Raw genomic sequence first — 25,514 nt, 5'->3', positions numbered from 1 at the left:
TTCGCGGCAAAGAACCATGAGTCGCTCAAATCCCATCCAGCCGGGACAAGGATAAGTCGGCTTCCTAGGAAAATCTAGATATCCCAAGAACTCCTACCAGTTATCCCCAAGTCTAGATTGCCTGCAAGTATGTATCCAATTGTTTTTAAACGATTAAAATATCAACTAACAGAATCACTTGCAAATTCTTTAGTTCTGTCCACTTGGGGAAAACACTTGTGTAAAAAAGTAATCCACGGATTTTACTCGCCCTACAAAACCATCATCCTTTTTCTTTTCTTTTTTTTTTATTAGGGAGAGTCCCGAGCAACGCCCGGAGTCGAAATGACCGATCTTCTTTTTACGATCTATCCTTGGGTGAAGGCGCTTCACATCATGGCTGTGATTTCATGGATGGCTGGATTGTTCTATTTGCCCCGACTGTTTGTCTATCACGTAGAAAAGGCACAGACCGTTGATGGCGCTGAACAGATCTTCCTTGAAATGGAAGAAAAGCTTCTGCGCGTGATCATGGGGCCGGCGATGATCGTGGCGTGGGCCTGCGGTCTGATCATGGTGTTCACGCCAGGCATCATCGGATGGGACTGGTCGTGGCCTTGGGTAAAGGGTGCTGCCGTGATTGGAATGACTTGGTTTCATCATTGGTTGATGGCACGACGCAAGGACTTCGTAGAGGGCCGAAATAAGCTCACTGGGCGGCAGTACCGCATGATGAACGAAGTTCCGACCGTATTGATGGTTGCCATCGTTCTGGCGGTCATTCTGAAGTTCTGAGGGCCTGTTTGACTCCGAACCTTGCTGCGCATATGTAAGGGTCAACACGCCCGTCCGGGCGGCGTATCTTCCGTACTGAAATTTAACTTCGTGCCGCAGTCTCAGCGGTGAAGGTTTGTATAATGACAACAGATACTCTGAATCTGGCCGATCTGAAGGCCAAAAGCCCCAAAGACCTTCTGGCGATGGCCGAAGATCTGGAAATCGAAAACGCCTCGACCATGCGTAAAGGCGAGATGATGTTCCAGATCCTGCGCGAACGCGCGGATGAAGGCTGGACCGTTGGCGGCGATGGCGTGCTGGAGGTTCTTCAGGACGGTTTCGGTTTCCTGCGCTCGCCCGAGGCGAACTATCTGCCGGGTCCGGATGACATCTATGTCTCGCCCGAGATGATCCGCCTGCACTCGCTGCGGACCGGGGATACGGTTGAAGGGGATATTAAAGCTCCGGACGAAAATGAGCGCTATTTTGCACTGATCAAAGTTACAAAGATCAACTTTGAAGATCCTGAAAAGGCCAAGCACAAGATCGCCTTTGACAACCTGACACCGCTCTATCCCGATGAGCGTCTGAAAATGGAGGTTGAAGATCCCACCATTAAGGACAAATCTGCGCGTGTCATCGATCTGGTGTCTCCCATCGGTAAGGGTCAGCGTTCTTTGATCGTGGCGCCACCGCGGACCGGTAAGACTGTGATCTTGCAAAACATCGCGAACTCGATCGAGAAGAACCACCCTGAGTGCTATCTGATCGTCCTGCTGATCGATGAACGCCCGGAAGAGGTGACCGACATGCAACGTTCGGTGAAGGGTGAGGTTGTATCCTCGACCTTTGATGAACCCGCTACGCGCCACGTGGCTGTGTCTGAAATGGTTATCGAAAAAGCCAAGCGTTTGGTCGAGCATAAACGAGATGTTGTTATCCTTCTCGATTCGATTACAAGACTTGGTAGAGCGTTTAACACTGTGGTGCCGTCCTCGGGTAAAGTTCTGACCGGTGGTGTGGATGCGAACGCACTTCAGCGGCCCAAACGTTTCTTTGGTGCGGCACGGAATATTGAAGAGGGCGGTTCGCTGACCATCATCGCCACCGCATTGATCGATACGGGCAGCCGGATGGACGAGGTGATCTTCGAAGAATTCAAAGGCACCGGCAACTCGGAAATCGTTCTGGATCGCAAAATCGCAGACAAACGCGTGTTCCCGGCGATCGACATCCTCAAATCCGGTACCCGGAAAGAGGACCTTCTGGTCGACAAGGGTGATCTGGCCAAGACTTTTGTTTTGCGCCGCATTCTCAACCCGATGGGTACCACCGACGCAATCGAATTCCTGTTGTCCAAGTTGAAGCAAACCAAAACAAACGGTGAATTCTTCGACTCGATGAACACCTGACACAGGTCTTAGTTTCAAGCGAGGCCTTCGAATGGATACGATATTCGCCTTGGCCAGCGCGCAAGGTAAAGCCGGGGTGGCGGTCATTCGCCTCTCTGGCCCCGAAGCGCATTCAGCTGCAGCTCGCTTGACTGGAAGCACGCTGCCAAACCGCGGTATGGTCTTGCGCACTTTGCGCGATCACGGTGGAGCGCGTTTGGACGACGGGTTGGTTTTGACATTCCAGGCCCCGGCCAGTTTCACCGGAGAGAATGTGACTGAGCTTCAGATCCATGGAAGCACAGCGTCTGTCAACGCGGTGTTGCGCTGCTTGTCAGATACGGAGGGGCTGCGTATCGCCGAACCGGGTGAATTCACGCGCCGGGCGCTTGAGAATGGCAAGATGGACCTGACACAGGTCGAAGGTCTGGCTGACCTGATCGACGCAGAAACTGAAGCTCAGCGAAAACAGGCCCAGACTGTTCTGGCAGGTGAACTTGGTGCGTTGGCGGAACGTTGGCGTCGCGATTTGATTCGCGCAGCGTCTTTGCTGGAAGCCGTGATTGATTTTGCTGATGAAGAGGTTCCAACGGATGTCACACCGGAAGTTCGTGTTCTGGTAAATGGCGTTATGTCAGACCTGCGTCGCGAAGCAGATGGCGTGAAAATCGCTGAGCGTATTCGTAATGGTTTCGAGGTTGCGATTGTGGGCCTCCCAAATGCCGGGAAATCCACTTTGCTGAACGCGCTTGCCGGCCGTGACGCTGCAATCACGTCGGAATATGCGGGTACAACACGGGATGTAATCGAGGTTCGGATGGACCTCGCCGGGTTGCCCGTCACACTTCTGGATACAGCAGGGTTGAGGGATACCGAAGATTTCGTTGAAAACCTTGGGATTGAGCTGGCTCGTAAAAGAGCGGAGGCCGCGGATCTTCGGGTCTTTCTATCAGAAACGCCAGAACAGTTGGGTGTGGCAACTCAGGATGGCGATATTCATGTTCTCCCTAAGGCGGATCTCCGAAATGATTCTAGCGATGGCGTTTCCGGTAAAACTGGGCAGGGTGTCGATGCGTTAATATGCCAGATATCGTGTGTACTTAGCCAACGTACTACTAGCTATGGTATTGCGACACGCGAACGACACCGGGCGGCGATCAACAAAGCGGCAGAAGCGTTGAATGCTGCGATCCGGGTTCTGGAATCGGGTTCAGATCTGTATGATATCGCAGCAGAAGAGTTGAGAACGGCAATAAGGGCCCTTGAATCTTTGGTGGGTAGAATAGATGTCGAAACTCTATTGGATGAAATCTTCTCCAGCTTCTGTTTGGGAAAGTAAGGAGTGTTTCACGTGAAACATTCGAAGTTTGATGTCATTGTCATTGGCGCAGGTCACGCGGGAACAGAGGCCGCGCACGCGTCTGCAAGGATGGACGCAACGACTGCGTTGGTGACATTGTCCGCGTCGGACATAGGCGTGATGTCCTGCAACCCCGCGATTGGCGGATTGGGGAAAGGCCACCTAGTTCGAGAGATTGATGCCCTTGATGGTGTCATGGGCCGTGTAGCGGATCGGGCAGGTATTCAATTTCGATTGCTGAACCGTCGAAAAGGACCCGCAGTTCAGGGTCCAAGAACACAGGCGGACCGTGCCCTTTATCGGGCTGCGATGCAAAATGAAACGAAAGACCAGGCTAACCTATTCGTCGTAGTCGGAGAAGTTGTCGATTTTCTGATGAGTCGTTCGCGAATCACAGGCGTTGTATTTGCAGATGGGTCAGAACTTCATGCGCAAGCGGTCATTCTGACCTCCGGTACTTTCCTTCGCGGCGTCATTCACATAGGAGATGTGTCTCGCCCAGGTGGGCGGATGGGAGATCGACCCTCTGTCAAACTGGCCGAAAGGTTAGATAGTTACAATCTTCCAATGGGTAGATTGAAGACGGGTACACCGCCCAGGCTGGACGGGAGAACAATCGATTGGTCAGATTTGGAAAAACAGGATGGCGACGACGATCCCACGCTGTTTTCATTTCTGTCGAAGAATGTCATCGCACCTCAGATTTCGTGTGGAATAACGCATACAAACGCGCAAACGCATGAGATTATTGAAGCGAACCTGTCGAAATCTGCAATGTATGGTGGCCACATCGATGGCGTAGGTCCTCGGTATTGCCCATCCATCGAAGACAAAATCGTACGTTTCGCGGATAAGGAATCGCATCAAATTTTCCTTGAGCCCGAGGGTATCAAAGATCACACGATCTATCCGAACGGTATTTCCACCTCTCTACCTCAAGAAGTACAACTGGAATACGTCCAATCGATTAAAGGGTTGGAGAAAGCGGAAATCCTGCAACCAGGATATGCGATCGAATATGATTACGTTGATCCGCGAGTCTTGAGCGCGTCTTTATCGCTTCCGGATGTACCGGGTCTATATCTAGCTGGGCAGATCAACGGAACTACAGGATATGAGGAAGCCGCGGCCCAAGGGATGGTGGCTGGTCTTAATGCAGCGCTCGAAGTTCAATCGCGGGAACCGATTCATTTTTCGAGATCAGACAGTTATATTGGCGTAATGATCGACGATTTGACAACTCGCGGAGTTGCTGAACCCTACAGAATGTTCACTTCACGGGCCGAATTCCGATTGTCTTTGCGCGCTGACAATGCTGACCAGCGCCTGACGCCGCTTGGGTTGGGGTTGGGGTGTGTAGGAGAAACACGCAAATCTCAGTTTGAGGACAAAATACATCAACTCGAATTTGTAAAGTCAAAACTGTCGGGCCGCACCTTCACCCCCAAAGAGGTACTCAATGCTGGAATAAATGTTAACCAGGATGGCAATCGAAGGGATGGAATGGCGATTCTGGCTTTTCCTGATACGTCATTTGAAGATTTGCTACCTCTGGTTCCGGAATTGAGCGACGTTGATCCCAAGATTAAGCTTCAGATAGAGCGGGATGCTCTATACGCGAATTACATTGCCCGACAAAAGCGTGATGTGGAGGCGATGAAGCGGGATGAATCCCATGTCATCCCGCGAGAATTTGACTATTTTGCCTTGGACGGCCTGTCTTCGGAGATAAAACAAAAGCTGTCGCAGGCCAAACCGTCAAATATAGCCCAGGCAAGTCGGGTCGAAGGAGTCACGCCAGCGGCGTTGACTCTCGTTCTGGCAAAACTTCGGCGGGACCAAAGAGCTCGTCGGGCATGACAGTCGATTATTCATTGTTCGATGAAATGAATGTTTCACGTGAAACATTCGAACGCCTTTCGACTTATGTAGAGTTGGTGAAGCGATGGAATCCGAAAATCAACCTTGTATCACGAAAAAGTCTGGAACACATATGGAACCGGCATATACTTGATTCCGTTCAGGTTTATCGTTGCGCTGGTAGTTTTGAAACTTGGGCAGACTTCGGAAGTGGAGGCGGGTTTCCAGGTATGGTGTGCGCAATAATAGCAGCCGAGGAAAACTCAACTTCTTCATTTACTATGGTTGAAAGTGACCAACGTAAATCAGCGTTCCTGCGCAGCGTGGCACGGGAGTGTGGAATAAAGTGTTCGGTGATTTCGAAGAGAATCGAAACTGTTGATCCTATGGCTGCAAATATCGTGTCCGCCCGGGCGTTAGCCGATTTGAACACTTTATTGTCTTTTTGTGACAGGCATTTAGCTGAATGCGGGATGGCATTGTTGCCCAAAGGCGCAAATTGGAAAAAAGAGCTGGCAGACGCATGTGAGGAATGGAATTTCGAGGCTGAGCCGATTACAAGTTTAACTGAACCTCAAGCCGTTATCCTTAAGATCAAAGGAGTATCACGTGGTTGATTTGTCTCGACCTTCAGGGCCTCGGATAATTGCTGTCGCCAATCAGAAGGGTGGAGTAGGGAAAACAACCACAGCTATCAATCTGGCAGCAGGATTGGCGGAATCCGGGTGTAGAGTTCTGGTGGTTGACCTCGATCCACAGGGGAATGCGTCAACCGGATTGGGCGTCGAAGATCGGGATTGGACGACCTATGACCTGATCCTCGACGATGCACCACTGGAAGCAGTCGTGCAGGAGACCGAAATCGAAGGTCTTTTTGTGGTTCCGGCGACTGTTGATCTGAGTTCCGCTGATATTGAACTGATTTCCAATGAAAAACGCAGCTATCTATTGCACGATGCACTGCGTCAGACGGCAGTGGATGTGTTTAATCTGGATTTCATCCTTATCGACTGTCCTCCGTCGCTTAATTTACTGACTGTCAATGCGATGGTTGCCGCACACTCGATACTTGTGCCACTGCAAAGCGAGTTCTTTGCGCTTGAGGGGCTTTCGCAACTGATGCTGACGATTCGAGAGGTTCGACAAACGGCGAATCCAGAGTTGAGAATCGAAGGTGTTGTGTTGACTATGTATGACAACCGCAACAACTTGTCCCGACAGGTCGAAAAGGACGCACGTGACAATCTGGGTGAGATGGTTTTTAAGACGAAAATACCCAGAAACGTGCGGGTCAGCGAAGCACCGTCCTATGCGTTACCAGTTTTGCAATATGACTCGGGTTCGCTTGGGGCTATGGCTTATCGTCATCTTGCTCGTGAGATCATGCACAAAAACAATAAGACCGCTGCGTGAGCGGTAATGAGGAGGGCGACATGAGCGCCAGGAAAGCAAAATCCAGAGGGTTGGGGCGCGGGCTGTCCGCCCTTATGGCGGACGTGAATTCCGAAACGGAAGGCCGGGCATCCGCTGACGCACGCAGGCCTGACCTGAAAGTCCCAATTGAAAAGCTGAAAGCAAACCCAAATCAGCCACGCAGGACATTTTTGCCCGAGCAGTTGGATGAATTGGCGGCATCGATCAAGGAAAAAGGGATCATTCAGCCTTTGATTGTGAGGGCGACGGGCTCCGATGAATATGAAATTGTCGCCGGTGAACGTCGTTGGCGCGCAGCACAGATGGTTCAGTTGCATGAAATCCCGATCATTGTGCGTGATTTCGACGATACCGAAGTCCTGGAAGTTGCGATTATCGAAAACATCCAGCGCGCCGATCTGAATGCAGTGGAAGAGGCCGCGGGCTACAAGCAATTGATGGATCGCTTTGGTCACACTCAGGAAAAACTTGCCGAGGCTCTAGGCAAGAGTCGCAGCCACATTGCGAACCTCATGCGTTTACTTTCCTTGCCGATTGATGTGCAAACCCTTGTAATTGAAGGGAAATTATCGGCTGGACATGCCAGGGCGCTGATTACGGCCGAAAACCCTTCGGAACTTGCACAACAGATCGTCAAAAGTGGTTTGTCAGTACGTGCAACCGAGGCATTGGTCAAAAAACAGCAGCAAGGTGATGTTGAACGCTCTGCACCTCGCTCCAAAAACCTGGATGCGGGAAAAGATGCCGACACACGCGCTTTGGAGAAGGACCTGTCTGCAATTTTGGCGATGAAGGTGTCGATCAATCACAAGGCGGGAACGGAAACGGGACAGGTCGTTCTGACCTACGAGAATTTGGATCAGCTGGACGATCTTTGCGCCAAGCTTAGCCGCTAGGTCGCGTCCAGATAAAGATCATGACGCCGCCCAGCACGACGGCCTGAATGCCCAGTACAAAAATTGGCGCGGACATCAATATCGAGATACCAAAAACGGCGGCGACTGAAACGGTTGCCGCCTTTTTTGCGACAGGTCGAATGGCGCCCGAGCTTTGCCAATCAAGAATCAGTGGCCCAAAAAGTTGATGGCTCAGAAGCCAATTGTGCAAACGCGACGAAGACCGGGCAAAGAAGAAAGCTGCCAAAAGAAGAAACGGAACAGTTGGAAGAAGGGGCAGGACAACCCCAACGGTGGCCAACGCAACACACAGCAATCCCAGTCCGGCCCAAAGATACTGCATATTCAGTTCAAAAGCTCCCGGATGACGGCGTTAAGAACGGCGCGCCCGTCGGATGTGGCTGCGAGTCGTCCGTTCCTCCGCTGGACCATGTTGATATCGGTCAGGTGGTCGATAACCTCCGGGGGAAGAGAACGGCCGGATAAAGCGTGCCACCTGTCCATATCTAGACCCTCAGCAATTCGCATACCCATCATAAGGTATTCATTCGCCTGATCTTCAAGTGGTAATACACTGCGGCTCTTTTCCCCAACACCTTGTTTGGCGGCACCAAGCCAGCGCTGTGGGTTCAAATAGGTCTCGGTCGCGTATTTCTGGCCATTTTCAGTGATCCGCCCATGGGCGCCGGGTCCAATGCCAACATAGTCGCCGTACCGCCAGTAAATCAGATTGTGCTGTGATTCAGCACCGGGGCGAGCGTGGTTCGAAACTTCATAGGCGGGCAGGCCATGCGCTTCACAGATTTCCTGTGTTGCCAGATACATATCGGCGGCTTTGTCATCTTCGGGTAGGCCGCGTAGTTTACCCACCGCATATCGATCCCCAAAGGCCGTCCCGTCTTCGATAGTCAGCTGGTATAGTGAAAGGTGGTCTATGGCCATCGATAGCGCTTCAGTCAGTTCCGAACGCCAGGCCTCCAGTGTCTGATGTTGGCGCGCATAGATCAGGTCGAAACTGACGCGATCAAAGCAATTGCGAGCGGTATCAAAGGCCGCTCGGGCCTCGGCTACAGTGTGGATCCGACCGAGGCGGCGTAGATCATCGTCGTTCAGGGCCTGAATACCCATCGAGATTCGATTGACGCCAGCATCGCGGTAAGCCGCAAACCGTCCGGCCTCAACCGAGCCAGGATTGGCTTCGAGGGTGATTTCCATGTCATTGGCCGGGTGCCAAAGCGCCCGCGCCTCATCAATCACGGCAGCAACGGTTTCTGGGTTCATCAAGGATGGTGTGCCGCCACCGAAAAAGATGGTGTTCAAGACCCGGTTGGAGGTTTCGGAGGCAGAACGGCGAAGTTCACTCAGATAAGATTCAAGCCATTGTTTTTGATCGATATTACTCGAAACATGGCTATTGAAATCGCAATAAGGGCATTTGGCCTCGCAAAAGGGCCAATGCACATACAGGCCAAAGCCCCCATTGCGCCAATCATCCGCCAAAGCAGCCCTTCACGAACATCTGCACCGCACGGCCGCGATGGCTGATCTTGTTCTTTTCCCAGCGATCCATTTCAGCAAAGGTAATGTCGTATCCGTCCGGGACAAACATCGGGTCATATCCAAACCCACCCTCGCCACGGATCGGCCAAACCAAATGACCAGGTGCGATGCCTTCAAATACTTCGTCATGTTCATCCGGCCAAGCCAGAACCAATGTGCTGCGGAACTGGGCTGTACGGGGGTAGGCGGCGTTTTTTGCCTCCAGTTCGTTATGAGCACGAGTCATGGCCATCAGGAAATCACGCCCATTGCCGGTTTCTGCCCAATCGGCGGTGTAAACACCAGGCGCGCCGTTCAGCGCATCAATGGTGATCCCTGAATCGTCCGACAGCGCAGGAAGGCCGGTTGTTTTGGCTGCGGCATGAGCTTTGATCCGGGCATTGCCGACAAACGTATCCTCGGTCTCTTCCGGTTCGGGCAAGTTCATTTCTGCCGCGCCAACAACCGTCACACCAAAAGGTTCAAGAAGATGTGCCATCTCCTCAAGCTTGCCTTTGTTGTGGGTTGCGAACAGCAACCTGTCGCTGTCGAACTTGCGGGTCATGCGGTGGCGGCCTTTTGGGCTGCGGCCAATTCGCCGACACCTTTTTCGGCCAGATCCATCAGCTGATCCATTTGGGCACGACTGAAGACAGAGCCTTCGGCGCTCATCTGCACTTCGATCAGTTTCCCCGATCCGGTCATGATGAAGTTGCCATCCACACCGGCTTCGCTGTCTTCGGGGTAATCCAGGTCCAGCACGGGTTGACCGGCATAGATACCACAGGACACTGCGGCGACGGGATCGACCAGCGGGTCGGAGATCACATCGCCCGTTTTCATCAGCTTGTTTACGGCCAGGCGCAGTGCAACCCAGCCACCTGTGATCGATGCACAGCGTGTGCCGCCATCGGCCTGAATTACGTCGCAGTCGACGGTTATTTGACGCTCACCCAATGCAACCCGGTCAACACCGGCGCGCAGGGCGCGCCCAATCAGGCGTTGGATTTCAACTGTGCGCCCGCCTTGTTTGCCCGACGCAGCCTCTCGCCGCATCCGCGTGTTGGTGGCCCGGGGCAGCATGCCGTATTCGGCCGTGACCCAGCCAAGACCCGAGCCCTTGATAAACGGTGGTACGCGATCTTCGATCGTGGCAGTACATAGCACATGGGTGTCGCCCATCTTGATCAGGCAGGAACCTTCGGCATGTTTGGTGAACCCCGTTTCGATTGAAACGGCGCGCATTTCGCTTAAATCTCGTCCAGAGGGTCGCATGGATAATCCTTTATTTGCTGGGTTGGGGATAACGCCCCGCAGCATTACGATGCAACCCCGATTGACCTTTCATTTGCCTGCTATTTAATGGCGAACGAACAAGGGAAGACGCATGAGCGAAGCGAGCAAGATCCTGGACGAGATGAACGACCGGTCGCGCGAAGTATTTCGCTTGATTGTCGAGAGCTATCTGGAAAGCGGTGAGCCCGTTGGAAGCCGCACCTTGACGCGCACCCTGTCCGAAAAAGTCAGTGCCGCGACCGTTCGCAATGTGATGCAGGATCTGGAATTCCTGGGGCTTCTGGACAGCCCTCATGTCAGTGCGGGTCGAATTCCAACCCAGCAAGGCCTGCGGATGTTTGTAGACGGACTGCTTGAGGTCGGCGATCTGGGAGCCGACGATCGGAACAAGCTGGAACAGACTTTAGGCTCTAACACAGGCGATGTTGGCGGAATGCTGGACCGCGTGGGTTCGGCATTGTCACACGTGACACAAGGGGCGTCACTGGTCTTGACGCCCAAACATGAAGCCGAAATCAAACATATCGAGTTCGTCTCGCTGGGTCATGACCGTGCTTTGGTTGTTCTGGTCTTTTCTGATGGGCATGTCGAAAACCGGCTGTTCGCCCCACCACCCGGACAGACGCCAAGTTCCATGCGAGAGGCTGCGAATTTCCTGAATGCACTGATCGAGGGACGGACACTCGGCGATGTGCGCCGGCAAATGCAAAGCCAGATTGATGCACGTAAGCAGGAAATCGATATTCTGGCGCGCGAGATGGTTGAAAGCGGCATGGCTGCCTGGGACGGAGATGGCAGCGACTCGGCCCGTTTAATCGTGCGCGGGCGGGCGAATCTGCTGAACGAACCCGGTCAGACCGAGGAACTTGACCGCATCCGCACCCTGTTTGATGACCTGGAACGCAAGCGAGACATCGCAGAATTCCTTGAATTGACTGAAGATGGCGAAGGTGTGCGCATTTTTATCGGGTCTGAGAACAAACTTTTCTCACTTTCGGGTTCCTCTTTGGTGGTGTCTCCATATATGAACGCTGATCGTAAGATAATCGGTGCGGTCGGGGTCATCGGGCCCACGCGTCTGAATTATGGACGGATCGTGCCGATCGTGGACTATACGGCGCAACTGGTCGGCAAGCTGATATCCGACCGGAGCTAGAGGGTAAGAGATGGCAGAGCCCAAGAACGAAGATTTTCTGGACGATATCGCAACCGCCGAGGCGGAAGAACTGGCCGAGGAGTTGATGGATTTCAGCGAAGAAGCGCTTGAGATAGATGCGCTGCGCGCCGAACGCGACGATTACAAAGACAAGTTCATGCGCGCGCTGGCAGATGCCGAAAACGCACGCAAGCGCGGTGACAAGGCGCGCCGCGATGCGGAACAGTATGGTGGGTCCAAACTGGCCCGTGATATGCTGCCCGTTTATGACAACATGAAACGCGCGCTTGAAGCAGCGACAGATGAGCAGAAAGAAGTGGCTGCTGGTCTGCTGGAAGGTGTCGAACTGACCATGCGGGCGTTGAAGGACGTGTTCCAGAAGCACGGGATGGTGGTGATCACACCTGAAGTCGGCGACCGGTTTGATCCGAATGTACACGAAGCCATGTTCGAGGCTCCGGTGCCGGGAACAAAGGCAGGGGATATCATTCAGGTTTCCGCTGAAGGCTTCATGCTTCACGACCGCCTGCTGCGTCCGGCGCAGGTGGGAGTGTCTTCGATGCCTGCAAGCTGATTGGCTTCAAAGAAGCCACGCCTTCGGTGAAAGAACCTTTGAAGACGAAGAGGCGGTCAGGATCTGGCCGCTTCTTTCAGTTTGTAGATCAGGTCAAGAGCCTCACGCGGTGTCAGCTCGTCGGGCAGAACACTGTCCAGCATATCGTTAACTGGTGATGTCCTTGGCGCGGGCGGGAGGGACGCGGGTGTGACGGAAAACAGCGGAAGATCATCAACCAATGCCTTCTGCTTGCCGCCCTCACGTTCAGTTTTCTCGAGTTGATCCAGTACGATACGGGCGCGCTCGACAACCGAGGCGGGCAGGCCGGCAAGTTGCGCAACCTGTACTCCATAAGAGCGGTCGGCGGCGCCTTTGTGAACCTCGTGCAGGAATATGACCTCGCCCTCCCACTCTTTGACGGCGACGGTGGCGTTGTCCACTCCTTCCAGATTTCCGGCTAGCGCGGTGAGTTCGTGATAATGCGTGGCAAACAGGGCACGGCATTGATTGGCCGCGTGCAGATGTTCCAATGTGGCCCAGGCAATGGACAGGCCGTCATAGGTGGCCGTTCCACGCCCGATTTCATCAAGTATGACCAGTGCCCGATCGTCGGCCTGATTCAAGATGGCTGCGGTTTCGACCATTTCGACCATAAAGGTCGACCGACCCCGGGCCAGATCATCTGACGCTCCGACGCGGCTGAATAGTTGGCTGACCACGCCGATGTGGGCTTGTTCGGCCGGGACGTAGCTGCCCATTTGGGCCAGAAGTGCAATCAGGGCGTTCTGACGCAGGAAGGTCGACTTACCTGCCATGTTTGGACCGGTCAGAAGCCAGATTGCGGCTGTGTCTTCGGCACTGAGGTCGCAATCATTGGCGACGAAGGCATCCCCGCTTTGATGTCGTAGAGCGTGTTCCACAACCGGATGGCGGCCGCCTTGCACTTTGAATGTACGAGAAGCGTCGACCAGAGGGCGGCACCAATTTTCACCGAGTGCCAGATCAGCCAGAGCGGTGGTCAAATCCAGCTCGGCCAGCCCGCGGGCGGCCTGGTTCAGCCGGGCGGCGAGGTCCAGAATCGCGCTAGAAAGCCTTTGATAGAGCCGTTTTTCGATCTCCAATGCCAGATTTCCCGCGTTCAGGATGCGGGTTTCGATCTCGGAGAGTTCAACGGTTGTAAACCGCACCTGATTAGCTGTTGTCTGGCGGTGGATGTAGGTCTCGCTGAAGGGCGGGCTCAGCATTTTTTCGGCATGCGTTGCCGTGGTTTCGATGAAATAGCCCAGTACGTTGTTGTGTTTGATCTTCAACGAGGTGATGCCCGTGTGCTCTGCGTATTTCTGCTGATATCCGGCAATGACTGAGCGGCCTTCGTCGCGAAGCGTTCGCGCCTCGTCCAGTTTAGCGTCAAAACCAGGTGCTATGAAACCTCCATCGCGGGCCATCAGAGGTGGTTCTGCAACAAGAGCTTCGTCTAGCAGATTTAGAAGGTCGTCAAAATCAACGAGATTCTGAAGTGCGGTTGTCAGTAAAACCGGAAGATCCCGACCATCGCAAATCCCGGCTATTTCGGCGGCCTGTGTCAGGCCATTTCGGATCGCAGCGAGGTCGCGAGGGCCACCACGGTCCAGAGACAGACGGGACAAGGCGCGGTCCAGATCCGGTGTTTTTCGCAGGGCTTCGCGCAGGTCCGAGGCCATCAGGTGTTCCTCGGTTGCAATACTGACCGCATCCAGCCGGGCATGGATCACATCCAGATTGCGTGAAGGGCTTGAAAGCCGCTGCTCCAGCAATCGCGCGCCACCGGGGGTTACGGTGCGATCAACCACCGACAGAAGTGAGCCGGCACGTCCGCCAGACAAGGATCGGGTCAGTTCCAGGTTTCGGCGCGTAGCGGCGTCAATCTGCACGACGCGATCTTCAGACTCTTTCAGTGGTGTTTGCAGCAAGGGCAGTTTGCCCTTTTGCGTGATCTCCAGATAATCGATCAGTGCGCCCATCGCCGACACTTCGGCGCGGCCAAAATTTCCGAACGCGTCCAAAGCACCCACGTGAAACAGGCGACAGATCCGCTTTTCCGCCGCCGTGCTGTCAAAACTGGCGCGCCCAACCGGGGTCAGCGAGACACCCAGATCAAGCACAGTTTCGTTCAGTTTTTCCTGTGTCCCGTCGGCCACGATCAGTTCTGATGGCGCTAGTCGGGCAAGTTCTGGGCTGAGTCGTACAGGGGTCAAAGGCATCACGTGAAACGCGCCGGTTGAGATGTCGGCCCAGGCCAGCGCGGCCTCATCCCGGACTTCGGCATAAGCAGCCAGAAAGTTGTGGCGGCGGGCCTCCAGCAGGGCATCCTCGGTCAGTGTTCCGGGTGTTACCAGACGCACAACACCGCGCCTTACGACCGATTTAGAGCCTCTTTTCTTTGCTTCAGCCGGGCTTTCCATCTGTTCGCATACCGCCACGCGAAAGCCTTTGCGTATCAGTGTCAGCAAGTACCCTTCTGCCGAGTGAACGGGCACACCGCACATCGGAATGTCTACGCCATTGTGCTTGCCGCGTTTGGTCAGTGCGATATCCAGCGCCTCGGCAGCGTTTACGGCATCCTCGAAGAACATCTCATAGAAATCACCCATGCGATAAAACAGCAGGGCATCAGCGTGGGCCTCTTTGATTTCGAGGTATTGCGCCATCATCGGCGTGACTGTGGACAAAAGCGGCCCCCTTCTGGCGTATTCCGGGCGCGACCTTACAAACCCGGTCCCTGCGACGAAAGGTGAAAACGTATTGTCGTTGAGACGCGCCCCTGCCTGCGCTATGAGGCAAAGGCCCAACAGATGTAAAGAAACGACATTTCCGATGCCCAAAGCGAAGATCACCAAAGAAGAGGCGCTGGCCTTTCACCTGGACCCCACCCCCGGCAAGTGGGAGGTGCAGGCCACCGTTCCCATGACCACGCAACGCGATCTGTCGCTAGCCTACAGCCCCGGTGTGGCTGTTCCATGTGAAGCAATCGCGGCAAATCCCGAAACGGCTTATGACTACACCAACAAGGGTAACTTGGTGGCCGTGATTTCAAACGGAACCGCGGTTCTGGGTCTTGGCAACCTTGGCGCACTGGGCTCGAAGCCGGTGATGGAGGGTAAATCGGTCCTGTTCAAACGGTTCGCCGATGTGAACTCGATCGACATCGAACTGGACACCGAAGACCCGGACGAGTTCTGCCGCGCGGTCCGCCTGATGGGACCGACATTCGGCGGCATCAACCTTGAGGACATCAAAGCGCCCGAGTGTTTCATCATCGAACAGCGCCTGAAGGAAGAGATGGACATCCCAGTCTTCCACGATGACCAGCACGGTACTGCGGTGATTTGTGCGGCGGGCCTGCTGAACGCCCTGCATATCTCGGGCAAGAAGATCGAAGATGTGAAAATCGTCCTGAACGGTGCGGGTGCCGCGGGGATCGCCTGTATCGAGCTGCTCAAGTCCATGGGTGCGCGGCACAAGAACTGTATCGTGTGTGATACCAAAGGTGTGATCTATCAGGGTCGGACCGAGGGCATGAACCAGTGGAAGTCGGCCCATGCGATCACGACCGATTTGCGCACGCTTGAAGATGCCATGAAGGACGCGGATGTGTTTCTGGGCGTGTCGGTCAAAGGTGCAGTCACGCAAGAGATGGTCGCCAGCATGGCCGACAACCCGGTGATTTTCGCGATGGCGAACCCGGACCCCGAGATCACACCAGAAGAAGCGCACGAAGTCCGCGTGGACGCTATCGTGGCGACCGGGCGTAGCGATTACCCGAACCAGGTCAACAACGTGCTGGGCTTCCCCTACCTGTTCCGAGGCGCCTTGGACATCCACGCCCGCGCTATCAATGATGAGATGAAAATTGCCTGTGCCCATGCGCTGGCCAATCTGGCACGCGAGGATGTGCCGGATGAGGTCGCGATGGCCTATGGCAAATCGCTGACCTTTGGCCGTGACTACATCATCCCGACGCCATTCGATCCGCGTTTGATCCATCGTATCCCTCCGGCTGTTGCCAAAGCCGGGATGGACACCGGTGCAGCCCGCCGTCCGATCATCGATATGGACGCCTATGAGCTGAGCCTGAAATCCCGGATGGATCCGACCGCCAGCATCCTGCGTGGCCTGAACGCCCGTGCGCGACAGGCGCAAAGCCGCATGATTTTCGCCGAGGGCGATGATCCCCGCGTGTTGCGCGCAGCGGTCATGTATCAGCGCTCGGGTTTTGGCAAGGCGCTGGTGGTTGGCCGGGCCGACGATGTCAAACTGAAGTTGGAGGAAGCGGGATTGGGCGATGCCGTGCGCGAGTTGGAAGTGGTGAATGCCGCCAACACGGCGCATCTCGAGACCTATTCGAATTTCCTCTATGAACGCCTGCAGCGTAAAGGCTTTGATCGCAAGGATATTCACCGCCTGGCGGCGCGGGATCGGCACGTATTTTCGTCGCTGATGTTGGCGCATGGACATGGCGATGGTTTGGTCACCGGAGCAACGCGCAAATCAGCGCATGTGCTCGACCGGATCAACCACGTGTTTGATGCCGATGCTGCGCATGGCGCTGCTGGTGTGACTGCCCTGCTGCACAAAGGCCGGATCGTTCTGATTGGCGACACGCTGGTGCATGAATGGCCGGACGAGAATGATCTGGCCAACATCGCCGAACGCTCGGCCGCTGTGGCGCGGCATATGGGGCTTGAGCCCCGTGTGGCTTTTGTCAGTTTCTCGACCTTTGGCTATCCGGTGTCTGAACGCGCCGAAAAAATGCATCGCGCACCTGCGGTTCTGGACCAGCGCGGCGTCGACTTTGAATACGAAGGCGAAATGACTGTGGATGTGGCCCTGAACGTGGATCAGCAAGCAGGCTATCCGTTCCAGCGTCTGACCGGTCCCGCAAATATCCTGATCGTCCCTGCGCGGCACTCGGCGTCCATTTCGACCAAGCTGATGCAGGAAATGGGAGGGGCCACTGTTATTGGCCCGATCCTGTCGGGCGTCGACAAGCCAATCCAGATTTGTTCGACAGGTGCGACAGCCAACGACATCCTAAACATGGCCATCCTGGCCTCCTGCGATATTGGGTGAGTTATGACGATCTGGAACCTGGGCTCGATCAATGCGGATATGGTTTATGACCTGCCGCATTTGCCTGCACCGGGGGAAACTCTGGCCGCCCATGGGCTGGATCGTTTCCTGGGGGGCAAAGGGGCCAATATGTCGGTGGCCGCGGCGCGGGCCGGATCACGGGTCAGCCATATCGGTGCCGTCGGCCCAGATGGACGCTGGGCGAAGGACAGATTGACGGAATATGGTGTGGATACGCGCTATATTGCCGACGCAGAAGTACCCACCGGACATGCGATCATTGCCGTGGACACCGAGGGCGAGAACCTGATCATCCTCTATCCGGGCGCCAACCACGCGGTGGATGTCAGCCATCTGGGGCAGGCTTTGGCTTCGGCCAACACGGGTGATTTGCTTATTCTGCAAAATGAAACCAACGCACAGGTCGAAGCTGCGCAGTTGGGGCATCAACTTGGGTTGACTGTTTGCTATGCCGCAGCCCCATTTCAGGCACAGACGGTAAAGGCGGTTCTTCCGTATCTGGATTTCCTGATCCTGAACGAAATCGAAGCCGAGCAGCTACGCCAGGAAACCGGGCTGAGCGCCGCTGATCTGCCGGTGCGGCATGTCATTGTAACTTTGGGCTCCAAAGGCGCGCGGTACTTGCAGCAAGGAAGCGACCCGGTCGAATTTGCAGCGCATAAAGTGCAGGCCGTTGATACAACGGGGGCCGGCGACACGTTCACTGGCTATGTACTGGCAGGAATGGATCGCGGAATGCCGATGGAACAGGCCATTTTACAAGCGAACCGCGCCGCGGCCCTGATGGTCACGCGACACGGAACGGCTGATGTTATTCCTGATCTGAGAGAAGTGCGTGACGCGTCCTTCGATTAAGACCCGGCAAATGGCGCATCCCGACCCCAAAGCTGCTTGACGCGTGCGTCACGGCCACAGGCTTTGCGATAAGCTTTATAGGCACTGTGCTGACGTTTGGGCCCAAACCGGGTGAAGATCAGTTTGTTCCCTTTGTAGTAATCCTGATGATACGCCTCGGCTGGATAAAAGGTGCCCGCGTTCAGTATCGGGGTGACAACTGTTTGACCCAACGCTTGTTGTGCATCGGTCTTTGCTTGTTTGGCCAACGCTTTTTCGCCCGTGTTAGAGACGAAAATTGCAGTACGATAGCTGTTCCCGCGATCACAGAACTGACCACCTGCGTCTGTGGGATCAACCGAACGAAAGAACATGTTCAGAAGTGTTTCACGTGAGACACGAGCCGGATCGAAAGTGATCTGAACCGCCTCATAATGACCGGTACCACCTTTTGAGACCTGATCGTAAGTAGGGTTCGCAGACTTGCCGCCAGTATAGCCCGATACTGCCCCGATGACGCCCGGCACCGATTCAAAATCGGATTCCACACACCAGAAGCATCCTCCGGCCACCGTCAGCGTTTCGGCTCCTGCTGCCGGGGCAGGCAGGGCCCGCAGTATTGCAACCAATGAGATCAATGTGAACAGAAAAACGGGTTTGAAGGCGTCAAGATAAGCAGTCCGTGTCATGTCGGGTCTCCTTTTGGGACCAAGGTGACCCGAGTCCGACCGACATGCAATTGCCTGACATCTCATGTCACGCGCTGGTGAGACGAGTTTATCGACGACCGACGGCAGAGAAAGACCTCACGCCGAGCTGTTTTGGCAGCAGTATGTGATAGCGCAGGCGATGCAGAAACCCATTGCGGATTTGCGCTGAGTTCAGCCCAACAGCTGCCCCAGTTTCATTGCAACACCCATGTTGCCCGAGATCTTGAGCTTGCCCAATGCGACACCTGTCATCGGGTTCAGTTTTCCGGTCAGCAGCTTGGTCAGGTTGTCCTGCGAGATACGGATCGTGCAGTCTGTTTCCTGATCCTGTGTCGATGCCTGATTGTCGGCCAGAACAATCACACCGTCCTCGCCGCAATCGAATTTCAATGAACCGTCAAAGGTTTTGCCATTCAGGCCGTTTTGAATTCCATCGGCGATATCCTGAAGCATCCGGATTCCTTTCGCAGTTTCCGAATGCGTAAAACGTCAGGTATTGATCAGGCAAGGTTGACCCAACTGGAACTTCTGATCAAAACGCGCCGAGGCTTTGAACTGTTCGATCGCAGGGCTCACCGCAATAAAAGGCGTCTAGTACAGCCTGAAACTCGACCGGAGCATCCGCCACGGATGAAAACAGCGTCATCGAAGAACGAAGTTTCTTAGCATCAATCCCGCCCAGAATATCGCTGGCGTTGCGCCCTTCGTGCAGCAACATAAGCGAGGCCGCCTCCGTCAGGCGGCGGCGTAGTTCCGGGTGGCTCAGATAACGTGTCGCCTCGTCCAGATCTTCGATGCCGTAAAGCTGCGCCATATGAGACTGGCCCAGCTCGGCCAGTTGCGGAAACACGAACCACATCCAGTGGCTGGTTTTTTGCCCCTGTTCCAACTCACGCAGGACATCGGCCCAAACCGTGTCCTGCGCCTCGACGAACATATCGAGTTCGTCGTCGTTGTCGTCTTCGTCGATCACTTGGACAAACGCTTGTCGCGCGCGGCCAGAAGCTTCAGGCGCAGTGCGTTCAGCTGGATGAAACCTGCCGCGTCTTTCTGATCGTAAGCACCAGCGTCCTCTTCAAAGGTCACATGCGCCTCGGAGTACAGCGAGTGATCCGACCAGCGGCCAACGGTCGAGGCCAGACCTTTGTACAGTTTCACACGGACGGTGCCGGTGACATGCTCTTGCGATTTGTCGATCGCGGCTTGCAGCATCTCTCGCTCGGGCGAATACCAGAAGCCGTTGTAGATCAGTTCCGCATATTGCGGCATCAGCTGGTCCTTCAGATGCATCGCACCACGATCCATGGTGATGGATTCGATACCACGATGCGCCTCAAGCAGGACGGTGCCGCCGGGTGTTTCATAGATGCCGCGCGATTTCATACCCACGAAACGGCCTTCGACCAGATCCAGGCGACCAATGCCGTGCTTACCGCCATATTCGTTCAGCTTGGTCAGGATGGTGGCCGGGCTCATCGCCTCGCCATTGATGCTGACCGCGTCGCCTTTTTCGAAACCGATTTCGATGAATTCCGGCTCGTTCGGAGCATCCTCGGGGTGGACGGTGCGCTGATAGACATAATCGGGTGCCATATCAGCGGGATCTTCCAGAACCTTGCCCTCGGACGAGGTGTGCAGAAGGTTCGCGTCAACCGAGAAGGGCGCCTCGCCGCGTTTGTCCTTGGCAATCGGGATTTGGTTCTGTTCCGCGAACTCCAGCAGCTTGGTGCGGCTGGACAGGTCCCATTCGCGCCAGGGCGCGATCACCTTGATCTCGGGGTTCAGCGCGTAAGCGGCCAGTTCGAACCGCACCTGATCGTTGCCCTTGCCGGTCGCGCCGTGCGCAACAGCATCGGCCCCGGTGGCCTCGGCTATCTCGACCAGACGTTTCGAGATCAACGGCCGCGCGATTGATGTACCCAGCAGGTACAGCCCCTCATATTGAGCATTGGCGCGGAACATCGGGAAGACGAAATCGCGGACGAATTCCTCGCGGACATCCTCGATAAAGATGTTTTCGGGTTTGATCCCCAACATCTCGGCCTTCTGGCGCGCGGGCTCCAACTCCTCGCCCTGACCCAGATCGGCGGTGAAGGTCACGACTTCACACCCATACTCGGTCTGCAACCATTTCAGAATGATCGAGGTATCAAGGCCACCGGAATAGGCCAGAACAACTTTCTTGGGCGAGGACATCTGACTTCCCTTTATGCGTAGAACGATTGGCCCCTAGCCGGTTTTGGACGCGGGGGCAAGTTGTGTGGATTGACGCAGGGCGGGAATTGGGGTGAAACGAGTGCAGAGAATAACAAGCATTGGTTGAAGGGGCAGTTTAAAATGTTGGGATGGCAAATATTTGTGCATTCGGTGCGGATGGTGTTTGGGAACCTGAAGCAGGTTCTGCAGATAACAGTTGGCCCTGCTTTGATTGCGACAATCATCATAGTGGGTGTGTTTTTGGCACTTGGCATTCCGCTTGAAGCGCTTGACGAAAATGCAGGCGAGTTGCCGCCAAGTGTAACTGCAGGTTCAATTTTTGTCTTTATTTTCGTTTTGCTGGCGGTAATTTTCGTCACCGTGTTCTGGATTGCCGTGTCATGGCACCGCTTCATCCTGTTAGAGGAGTATCCCACGGGGATACTTCCGATATTCCGTTTCGACAGAATTCTTGCCTATTTCGGTCGCGTTCTGATGTTGGGGATTTTGATGATGATCGCGTATATCCCCGTGGGTTTGGTCGTTGCGGTACTAGGCGAAAGTCTTGCGGTGCTTTCGATCATACTGGTGATTGTTTATACTGTTTTTCTCGTCGTATGCTTCTATCGCCTGTCAATTATCCTGCCGGCGGCCGCGATTGGTGAACCCATCTCGCTTAGCGATGCATGGAACAACACAACTGGAGTCGGCGGCGCAATCTTGTTGCTGCTACTCGTCGCATTCCTGTTCCAAGTTATGGTGCAGCTGGCTTTCACGGTTTTGGCAATAATACCAGTGTTGGGCGTTTTGCTGACAGTGTTCTTCGGCACGCTCATTCTTCCAATGATCAACGTCAGTATCTTTACCACTATGTACGGCGTCTTCATCGAAAAGCGCGAGTTGTCCTGAAGCCGTACACATATGTATTCCTTGCCCTTACCGCGCTGATACGGCAGTGAAACGGCCATGACTGATTTCATGACCCGCGCTCGCGCCGCCGAACAGGCGATGCGCTCTGTCTTTCCGGCGACGCCGTTGCAGCGGAATGCCCATCTGTCTGAGCGCTATGGGGCCGATATCTGGCTCAAGCGCGAGGACCTGAGTCCGGTGCGATCGTATAAAATCCGCGGCGCCTACAACGCGATGCGCAAGCAGCAGGGACAGGACCTGTTCGTTTGCGCTAGCGCGGGCAACCATGCGCAGGGCGTGGCCTTCATGTGCAAGCATCTGGGTGTGAAAGGCGTGATCTTCATGCCGGTGACGACCCCGCAACAGAAGATCCAGAAAACCCGTATCTTCGGCGGCGAGAATATCGAAATCCACCTGACCGGCGACTATTTCGACGACACTCTAGCCGCTGCGCAAGCTTGGTGCGCGCAGCAGGGCGGGTATTTTCTGTCACCGTTTGACGACGGGGATGTAATCGAAGGGCAGGCTTCGCTGGCGGTCGAAATTGAAGCGCAACTGGGCGGCGTGCCGGACCATATTGTCCTGCCGGTTGGTGGCGGCGGCATGTCCTCGGGCGTGGCAACATGGTTCGGGGATCGCAGCCACTGTCTGTTTGTCGAACCTGCGGGTGGAGCCTGTTTGCGCGCCGCTTTGGCTGCCGGGCATCCTGTCTCGCTGGATCATGTGGATACCTTCGTAGACGGCGCAGCAGTTGGGCGGATCGGTGAAAAACCTTTTGAATTGCTGAAATCACGCCACCTCTCGGATGTACTGGTTCTGTCCGAAGACCGCATTTGCACGACCATGATCGAGATGCTGAATGTCGAAGGCATCGTTCTTGAACCCGCAGGTGCATTGGCAGTCGAGGCTGTTGGCGATATCCAGAGCTTTGTGCGCGGCAAGACCGTGGTCTGCGTGACGTCAGGCGGCAATTTCGATTTCGAACGCCTGCCCGAGGTCAAGGAACGCGCGCAGCGTTATTCGGGCGTGAAGAAGTACTTCATCCTGCGGCTACCGCAGCGACCGGGTGCTTTGAAAGAGTTTCTGGGCATCCTGGGCCCCGAGGATGACATTGCCCGTTTTGAGTATATGAAGAAATCCGCCCGCAATTTCGGTTCCGTCCTGATCGGGATCGAAACCCGCAAGCCAGAAAATTTCATGCGCCTGTTTGCGCATCTGGACGAGGCCGGGTTCACATATACTGACATCACCGAAGACGAAACGCTGGCGCAGTTCGTAATCTAGCGCAAGTTCTGTTTCAGCTCAGCTTCAAACACTGTTTTTGAACTTTCAAACACTGCCAGAATGGCTGGCAAGTCGACGTCAGCGCCCTGACCTGCGGCCGCCTGCCGTTCGCCGTCCTGACAGAGTCTTGAGAACTGATCAAATCCTAGGCTGAGTGCGCTGCCTTTCAGGAAATGCAGGTTCTGCTCCAACTCAACCCGGCGCGTATCTTGGTGCAGGCGGGTGATCACCTCCTGCACCTCTTCCAGAAAAATCTGAACCACCTCTTCAAATTCACTCGGACCAACTTCGTTCCGCAATTGCCTGACTCTGGTCCAGTGGATCATATTCAACACCAGCTAATGAACGTGTATGTTTCTGGATAAACGCGTCCGGTAAAGGCCAGGTTAACGAGGTTATCCGTCAGCGATCCTCCGTCTTCACCGGATGTTAAATATGTGGGCGCTAGGGTCGTACTGTGCGAGCAAACTCATCAGAGCAGAGGGTAAACAGTGCCAGGGGCGAGTCTTGAGGAAACCAGATCAGATCTGGATTTCGGCGCGATCCGCAAGGTGCTGGTGGTGGATGACAGCCGTTTGCAGCGGCGCATTCTGGTCGCCTCGCTCAGAAAATGGGGCTTTGAGGTCGTCGAGGCCGATACAGGTGATGCTGCCCTGGCGCATTGTCTGGATGATCCGCCCGATCTTGTTCTCAGCGATTGGGTCATGCCGGGGATGAGCGGCCTTGAGTTTTGCTATGCGTTTCGCGCTTTGGACACTGACCAATACAGTTATTTCATCCTCCTGACCTCTAAAAGCGAAAAACAGGAGGTTGCACGCGGTCTGGATGCCGGGGCGGACGACTTTCTGATCAAACCTCTTGAGGCAGACGAACTGCGCGCACGTATTTCGGCCGGGGCACGCATTCTGGACATGCAGCGTGAGTTGTCGCAGAAAAACCGCCTGATTGAATCCGCGCTCGAAGAACTCAGGCTGGCGCATGATGCGATCGACAAAGACCTTATGCAGGCCCGTAAGATTCAAGAATCCTTGGTGCCGGAACTGACGCGGGATTTTGGAAACTCACGGGTTAGCTTGTTGCTGAAACCCTGTGGCCACATTGGCGGAGACCTTGTTGGCATGTTCTCACCTGGGGTTAATCGGCTGGGTTTTTACAGCATCGATGTGTCCGGACATGGCATCACGTCGGCGATGATGACGGCTCGGTTGGGAGGTTATCTGTCCAGCAAGCATTTCGATCAAAATGTCGCTATGGAACAGAGGTTTAACAAGTTCTATGCGCTGCTACCTCCGGAAGAAGTAGCGACAACGCTCAATTCCCGCTTGATGGCCGATGAAGGGATCGAAGAGTATTTCACGATGGTCTATGCCATCGTTGATCTCCGCAACGGGCATCTGAAAATGGTGCAAGCCGGGCACCCGCATCCCCTTGTGTTGCGGCAGGACGGTAGTACTGACTTTCTGGGGGACGGCGGGTTGCCTATCGGACTGATCGAAGATGCGAGCTTTCAGCAAATCGAGACGCAGATGCAACCTGGCGACAAGCTGTTGTTGCATTCTGACGGGTTTACAGAATGCCACCTGGCAGATGGCGGCCTGTTGGAAGAAGACGGTTTACGAGAAATGGCACAACGGTGCATTTCGGAAAGGGGCGGGTCTGAGTTTCTGGATGATATGTTCTGGCATTTGACGCAAATGATTTCGCCTAAAGACGGGATAAGGGATGACGTGTCTGCCGTATTTTTTGAATATAATGGGCCCTAAAGCGAACCAAGGTGCATTTCGGCAAAGTGCCGATCGCCATCATTGCCCAGCAATGCGGCTGCGTCGGCAGTTTCCATCCACAACGCTTCGTGGAACGCCTCGGTCGGTGGTCCCATGCGGCGTACAGGGCGAGCGCGGTAAATCAGGCATATCTTTTCAGCCCACAAATCGTATTCAGGCATATAGGTGAACCGTCGAAACGCTCCAACCCGACGGGGGGCTGTGATCAACCAGCCGGTTTCCTCGAAAACTTCTCGGTGCAGAGCGGTAACCGGCGATTCCCCCGGATCAATGCCACCACCCGGCAATTGCAGTTCTGGGTTAAGACCGTCATCATACCAGGTCACCAGCAAAGAGCGCCCACGCGGTAACAATACGTAAGCTCCGGGTCTTTGCGTGTATTTCCGCCCCTTCTCGGGGGTTTCGCCAAACCGTCTGATCATG

General features: G+C 54.8%; 25 protein-coding genes. 14 read left to right on the top strand and 11 right to left on the bottom strand.

What is annotated here, in order from left to right; translation table 11 throughout:
• Nucleotides 1-324 precede the first annotated feature (324 nt).
• From Q0816_RS13575 to Q0816_RS13545, 7 genes are all read left to right on the top strand, one after another.
• On the top strand, nucleotides 325-774 hold the full coding sequence (locus Q0816_RS13575) for a CopD family protein (protein WP_298851380.1): 450 nt from the start codon (nucleotides 325-327) through the stop codon (nucleotides 772-774).
• Between the two features lie 122 nt (nucleotides 775-896).
• Nucleotides 897-2,168: a transcription termination factor Rho gene (gene rho / locus Q0816_RS13570; RefSeq protein ID WP_298851378.1), complete on the top strand. Its 1,272-nt coding sequence runs from the start codon at nucleotides 897-899 to the stop codon at nucleotides 2,166-2,168.
• A 31-nt stretch (nucleotides 2,169-2,199) separates the two neighbouring features.
• Nucleotides 2,200-3,486 carry a tRNA uridine-5-carboxymethylaminomethyl(34) synthesis GTPase MnmE gene (gene mnmE, locus Q0816_RS13565; RefSeq protein WP_298851375.1) on the top strand — a complete coding sequence of 429 codons (1,287 nt, stop codon included), beginning with the start codon at nucleotides 2,200-2,202 and terminating at the stop codon, nucleotides 3,484-3,486.
• 12 nt (nucleotides 3,487-3,498) lie between these two features.
• Nucleotides 3,499-5,367, top strand: coding sequence for a tRNA uridine-5-carboxymethylaminomethyl(34) synthesis enzyme MnmG (mnmG, locus tag Q0816_RS13560; protein ID WP_298851373.1), 1,869 nt, complete (start codon nucleotides 3,499-3,501; stop codon nucleotides 5,365-5,367).
• Entirely contained in the window at nucleotides 5,364-5,984 is a 621-nt protein-coding gene (gene rsmG, locus Q0816_RS13555; RefSeq protein WP_298851371.1) for a 16S rRNA (guanine(527)-N(7))-methyltransferase RsmG, read from the top strand. The genes mnmG and rsmG overlap by 4 nt, the downstream gene beginning before the upstream one ends.
• Nucleotides 5,977-6,780 carry an AAA family ATPase gene (locus Q0816_RS13550; protein WP_298851368.1) on the top strand — a complete coding sequence of 268 codons (804 nt, stop codon included), beginning with the start codon at nucleotides 5,977-5,979 and terminating at the stop codon, nucleotides 6,778-6,780. The genes rsmG and Q0816_RS13550 overlap by 8 nt, the downstream gene beginning before the upstream one ends.
• A 20-nt stretch (nucleotides 6,781-6,800) precedes the next feature.
• A complete protein-coding gene (locus Q0816_RS13545) occupies nucleotides 6,801-7,697 on the top strand; it encodes a ParB/RepB/Spo0J family partition protein (RefSeq protein ID WP_298851365.1) in 897 nt (298 codons plus the stop codon).
• Here the strand turns inward: Q0816_RS13545 and Q0816_RS13540 are convergent.
• The 4 genes from Q0816_RS13540 to rph are packed head-to-tail and all read right to left on the bottom strand — an operon-like array spanning nucleotide 7,687 to nucleotide 10,511.
• Nucleotides 7,687-8,040 carry a YbaN family protein gene (locus tag Q0816_RS13540; protein ID WP_298851363.1) on the bottom strand — a complete coding sequence of 118 codons (354 nt, stop codon included), beginning with the start codon at nucleotides 8,038-8,040 and terminating at the stop codon, nucleotides 7,687-7,689. The genes Q0816_RS13545 and Q0816_RS13540 overlap by 11 nt on opposite strands.
• A 2-nt stretch (nucleotides 8,041-8,042) precedes the next feature.
• A complete protein-coding gene (gene hemW, locus Q0816_RS13535) occupies nucleotides 8,043-9,197 on the bottom strand; it encodes a radical SAM family heme chaperone HemW (protein ID WP_298851361.1) in 1,155 nt (384 codons plus the stop codon).
• Nucleotides 9,187-9,801, bottom strand: a complete 615-nt coding sequence (gene rdgB / locus Q0816_RS13530) for an RdgB/HAM1 family non-canonical purine NTP pyrophosphatase (RefSeq protein WP_298851358.1) — start codon at nucleotides 9,799-9,801, stop codon at nucleotides 9,187-9,189. Before rdgB ends, hemW begins: the two co-directional genes overlap by 11 nt.
• Nucleotides 9,798-10,511 carry a ribonuclease PH gene (gene rph, locus Q0816_RS13525; RefSeq protein WP_050604640.1) on the bottom strand — a complete coding sequence of 238 codons (714 nt, stop codon included), beginning with the start codon at nucleotides 10,509-10,511 and terminating at the stop codon, nucleotides 9,798-9,800. Before rph ends, rdgB begins: the two co-directional genes overlap by 4 nt.
• 112 nt (nucleotides 10,512-10,623) lie before the next feature.
• Between rph and hrcA the strand changes: the two genes are divergently transcribed.
• Both hrcA and Q0816_RS13515 read left to right on the top strand, forming a co-directional pair.
• Nucleotides 10,624-11,688: a heat-inducible transcriptional repressor HrcA gene (hrcA, locus tag Q0816_RS13520; protein ID WP_298851354.1), complete on the top strand. Its 1,065-nt coding sequence runs from the start codon at nucleotides 10,624-10,626 to the stop codon at nucleotides 11,686-11,688.
• A gap of 10 nt (nucleotides 11,689-11,698) precedes the next feature.
• A complete protein-coding gene (locus tag Q0816_RS13515) occupies nucleotides 11,699-12,262 on the top strand; it encodes a nucleotide exchange factor GrpE (RefSeq protein ID WP_298851352.1) in 564 nt (187 codons plus the stop codon).
• Between the two features lie 56 nt (nucleotides 12,263-12,318).
• On the opposite strand, the gene mutS is transcribed toward Q0816_RS13515, so the two are convergent.
• A complete protein-coding gene (gene mutS, locus Q0816_RS13510; RefSeq protein WP_298851491.1) occupies nucleotides 12,319-14,934 on the bottom strand; it encodes a DNA mismatch repair protein MutS in 2,616 nt (871 codons plus the stop codon).
• Nucleotides 14,935-15,097: 163 nt separating this feature from the next.
• Between mutS and Q0816_RS13505 the strand changes: the two genes are divergently transcribed.
• Together Q0816_RS13505 and Q0816_RS13500 are read left to right on the top strand one after the other, a co-directional pair.
• On the top strand, nucleotides 15,098-17,353 hold the full coding sequence (locus Q0816_RS13505) for an NADP-dependent malic enzyme (RefSeq protein ID WP_298851349.1): 2,256 nt from the start codon (nucleotides 15,098-15,100) through the stop codon (nucleotides 17,351-17,353).
• 3 nt (nucleotides 17,354-17,356) lie between these two features.
• Nucleotides 17,357-18,229, top strand: a complete 873-nt coding sequence (locus Q0816_RS13500) for a ribokinase (protein ID WP_298851347.1) — start codon at nucleotides 17,357-17,359, stop codon at nucleotides 18,227-18,229.
• Here the strand turns inward: Q0816_RS13500 and msrA are convergent.
• The 4 genes from msrA to Q0816_RS13480 all read right to left on the bottom strand — a co-directional run bounded on the left by msrA (nucleotide 18,226) and on the right by Q0816_RS13480 (nucleotide 21,114).
• Entirely contained in the window at nucleotides 18,226-18,897 is a 672-nt protein-coding gene (msrA, locus tag Q0816_RS13495; protein ID WP_298851345.1) for a peptide-methionine (S)-S-oxide reductase MsrA, read from the bottom strand. The genes Q0816_RS13500 and msrA overlap by 4 nt on opposite strands.
• A 192-nt stretch (nucleotides 18,898-19,089) precedes the next feature.
• The gene (locus Q0816_RS13490; protein ID WP_298851343.1) at nucleotides 19,090-19,371 is read right to left on the bottom strand and encodes an SCP2 sterol-binding domain-containing protein; all 282 of its coding nucleotides are present in this window, start codon (nucleotides 19,369-19,371) and stop codon (nucleotides 19,090-19,092) included.
• 79 nt (nucleotides 19,372-19,450) lie between these two features.
• Nucleotides 19,451-19,855, bottom strand: a complete 405-nt coding sequence (locus Q0816_RS13485) for a DUF1810 domain-containing protein (protein ID WP_298851489.1) — start codon at nucleotides 19,853-19,855, stop codon at nucleotides 19,451-19,453.
• 32 nt (nucleotides 19,856-19,887) lie between these two features.
• Nucleotides 19,888-21,114 (bottom strand): argininosuccinate synthase, encoded by a 1,227-nt coding sequence (locus tag Q0816_RS13480; protein WP_298851341.1) that lies wholly within the window; start codon nucleotides 21,112-21,114, stop codon nucleotides 19,888-19,890.
• Nucleotides 21,115-21,174: 60 nt separating this feature from the next.
• On the opposite strand from Q0816_RS13480, the gene Q0816_RS13475 reads away from it, so the two are divergent.
• Both Q0816_RS13475 and ilvA read left to right on the top strand, forming a co-directional pair.
• Nucleotides 21,175-22,023, top strand: coding sequence for a hypothetical protein (locus Q0816_RS13475; protein WP_298851339.1), 849 nt, complete (start codon nucleotides 21,175-21,177; stop codon nucleotides 22,021-22,023).
• A gap of 57 nt (nucleotides 22,024-22,080) precedes the next feature.
• The gene (ilvA, locus tag Q0816_RS13470) at nucleotides 22,081-23,307 is read left to right on the top strand and encodes a threonine ammonia-lyase IlvA (protein ID WP_298851337.1); all 1,227 of its coding nucleotides are present in this window, start codon (nucleotides 22,081-22,083) and stop codon (nucleotides 23,305-23,307) included.
• Here the strand turns inward: ilvA and Q0816_RS13465 are convergent.
• Nucleotides 23,304-23,633 (bottom strand): Hpt domain-containing protein, encoded by a 330-nt coding sequence (locus Q0816_RS13465; RefSeq protein ID WP_298851335.1) that lies wholly within the window; start codon nucleotides 23,631-23,633, stop codon nucleotides 23,304-23,306. The genes ilvA and Q0816_RS13465 overlap by 4 nt on opposite strands.
• Before the next feature lie 165 nt (nucleotides 23,634-23,798).
• On the opposite strand from Q0816_RS13465, the gene Q0816_RS13460 reads away from it, so the two are divergent.
• A complete protein-coding gene (locus Q0816_RS13460; RefSeq protein WP_298851333.1) occupies nucleotides 23,799-25,070 on the top strand; it encodes a PP2C family protein-serine/threonine phosphatase in 1,272 nt (423 codons plus the stop codon).
• Here Q0816_RS13460 and Q0816_RS13455 read toward each other — a convergent pair.
• On the bottom strand, nucleotides 25,067-25,513 hold the full coding sequence (locus tag Q0816_RS13455; protein WP_298851331.1) for an NUDIX hydrolase: 447 nt from the start codon (nucleotides 25,511-25,513) through the stop codon (nucleotides 25,067-25,069). The two genes, Q0816_RS13460 and Q0816_RS13455, sit on opposite strands and share 4 nt — an antisense overlap.
• Nucleotide 25,514: the final 1 nt, after the last annotated feature.

Source organism: uncultured Ruegeria sp. (assembly GCF_947497005.1).
Lineage (GTDB): Bacteria > Pseudomonadota > Alphaproteobacteria > Rhodobacterales > Rhodobacteraceae > Ruegeria.
The sequence above is the reverse complement of the archived record's forward strand: the minus strand, read 5'-3'. Positions and strand labels throughout refer to the sequence as shown.

Excerpts from the sequence above, each read along its gene's own strand:
- Q0816_RS13575 (WP_298851380.1), top strand. The coding sequence starts at position 325 with ATGACCGATCTTCTTTTTACGATCTATCCTTGGGTGAAGGCGCTTCAC.
- rho (WP_298851378.1), top strand. The coding sequence starts at position 897 with ATGACAACAGATACTCTGAATCTGGCCGATCTGAAGGCCAAAAGCCCC.
- mnmE (WP_298851375.1), top strand. The coding sequence starts at position 2,200 with ATGGATACGATATTCGCCTTGGCCAGCGCGCAAGGTAAAGCCGGGGTG.
- rsmG (WP_298851371.1), top strand. The coding sequence starts at position 5,364 with ATGACAGTCGATTATTCATTGTTCGATGAAATGAATGTTTCACGTGAA.
- Q0816_RS13545 (WP_298851365.1), top strand. The coding sequence starts at position 6,801 with ATGAGCGCCAGGAAAGCAAAATCCAGAGGGTTGGGGCGCGGGCTGTCC.
- Q0816_RS13540 (WP_298851363.1), bottom strand. The coding sequence starts at position 8,040 with ATGCAGTATCTTTGGGCCGGACTGGGATTGCTGTGTGTTGCGTTGGCC.
- rdgB (WP_298851358.1), bottom strand. The coding sequence starts at position 9,801 with ATGACCCGCAAGTTCGACAGCGACAGGTTGCTGTTCGCAACCCACAAC.
- rph (WP_050604640.1), bottom strand. The coding sequence starts at position 10,511 with ATGCGACCCTCTGGACGAGATTTAAGCGAAATGCGCGCCGTTTCAATC.
- hrcA (WP_298851354.1), top strand. The coding sequence starts at position 10,624 with ATGAGCGAAGCGAGCAAGATCCTGGACGAGATGAACGACCGGTCGCGC.
- Q0816_RS13515 (WP_298851352.1), top strand. The coding sequence starts at position 11,699 with ATGGCAGAGCCCAAGAACGAAGATTTTCTGGACGATATCGCAACCGCC.
- mutS (WP_298851491.1), bottom strand. The coding sequence starts at position 14,934 with ATGATGGCGCAATACCTCGAAATCAAAGAGGCCCACGCTGATGCCCTG.
- Q0816_RS13505 (WP_298851349.1), top strand. The coding sequence starts at position 15,098 with ATGCCCAAAGCGAAGATCACCAAAGAAGAGGCGCTGGCCTTTCACCTG.
- Q0816_RS13500 (WP_298851347.1), top strand. The coding sequence starts at position 17,357 with ATGACGATCTGGAACCTGGGCTCGATCAATGCGGATATGGTTTATGAC.
- msrA (WP_298851345.1), bottom strand. The coding sequence starts at position 18,897 with ATGACACGGACTGCTTATCTTGACGCCTTCAAACCCGTTTTTCTGTTC.
- Q0816_RS13490 (WP_298851343.1), bottom strand. The coding sequence starts at position 19,371 with ATGCTTCAGGATATCGCCGATGGAATTCAAAACGGCCTGAATGGCAAA.
- Q0816_RS13485 (WP_298851489.1), bottom strand. The coding sequence starts at position 19,855 with ATGTTCGTCGAGGCGCAGGACACGGTTTGGGCCGATGTCCTGCGTGAG.
- Q0816_RS13480 (WP_298851341.1), bottom strand. The coding sequence starts at position 21,114 with ATGTCCTCGCCCAAGAAAGTTGTTCTGGCCTATTCCGGTGGCCTTGAT.
- ilvA (WP_298851337.1), top strand. The coding sequence starts at position 22,081 with ATGACTGATTTCATGACCCGCGCTCGCGCCGCCGAACAGGCGATGCGC.
- Q0816_RS13465 (WP_298851335.1), bottom strand. The coding sequence starts at position 23,633 with ATGATCCACTGGACCAGAGTCAGGCAATTGCGGAACGAAGTTGGTCCG.
- Q0816_RS13455 (WP_298851331.1), bottom strand. The coding sequence starts at position 25,513 with ATGATCAGACGGTTTGGCGAAACCCCCGAGAAGGGGCGGAAATACACG.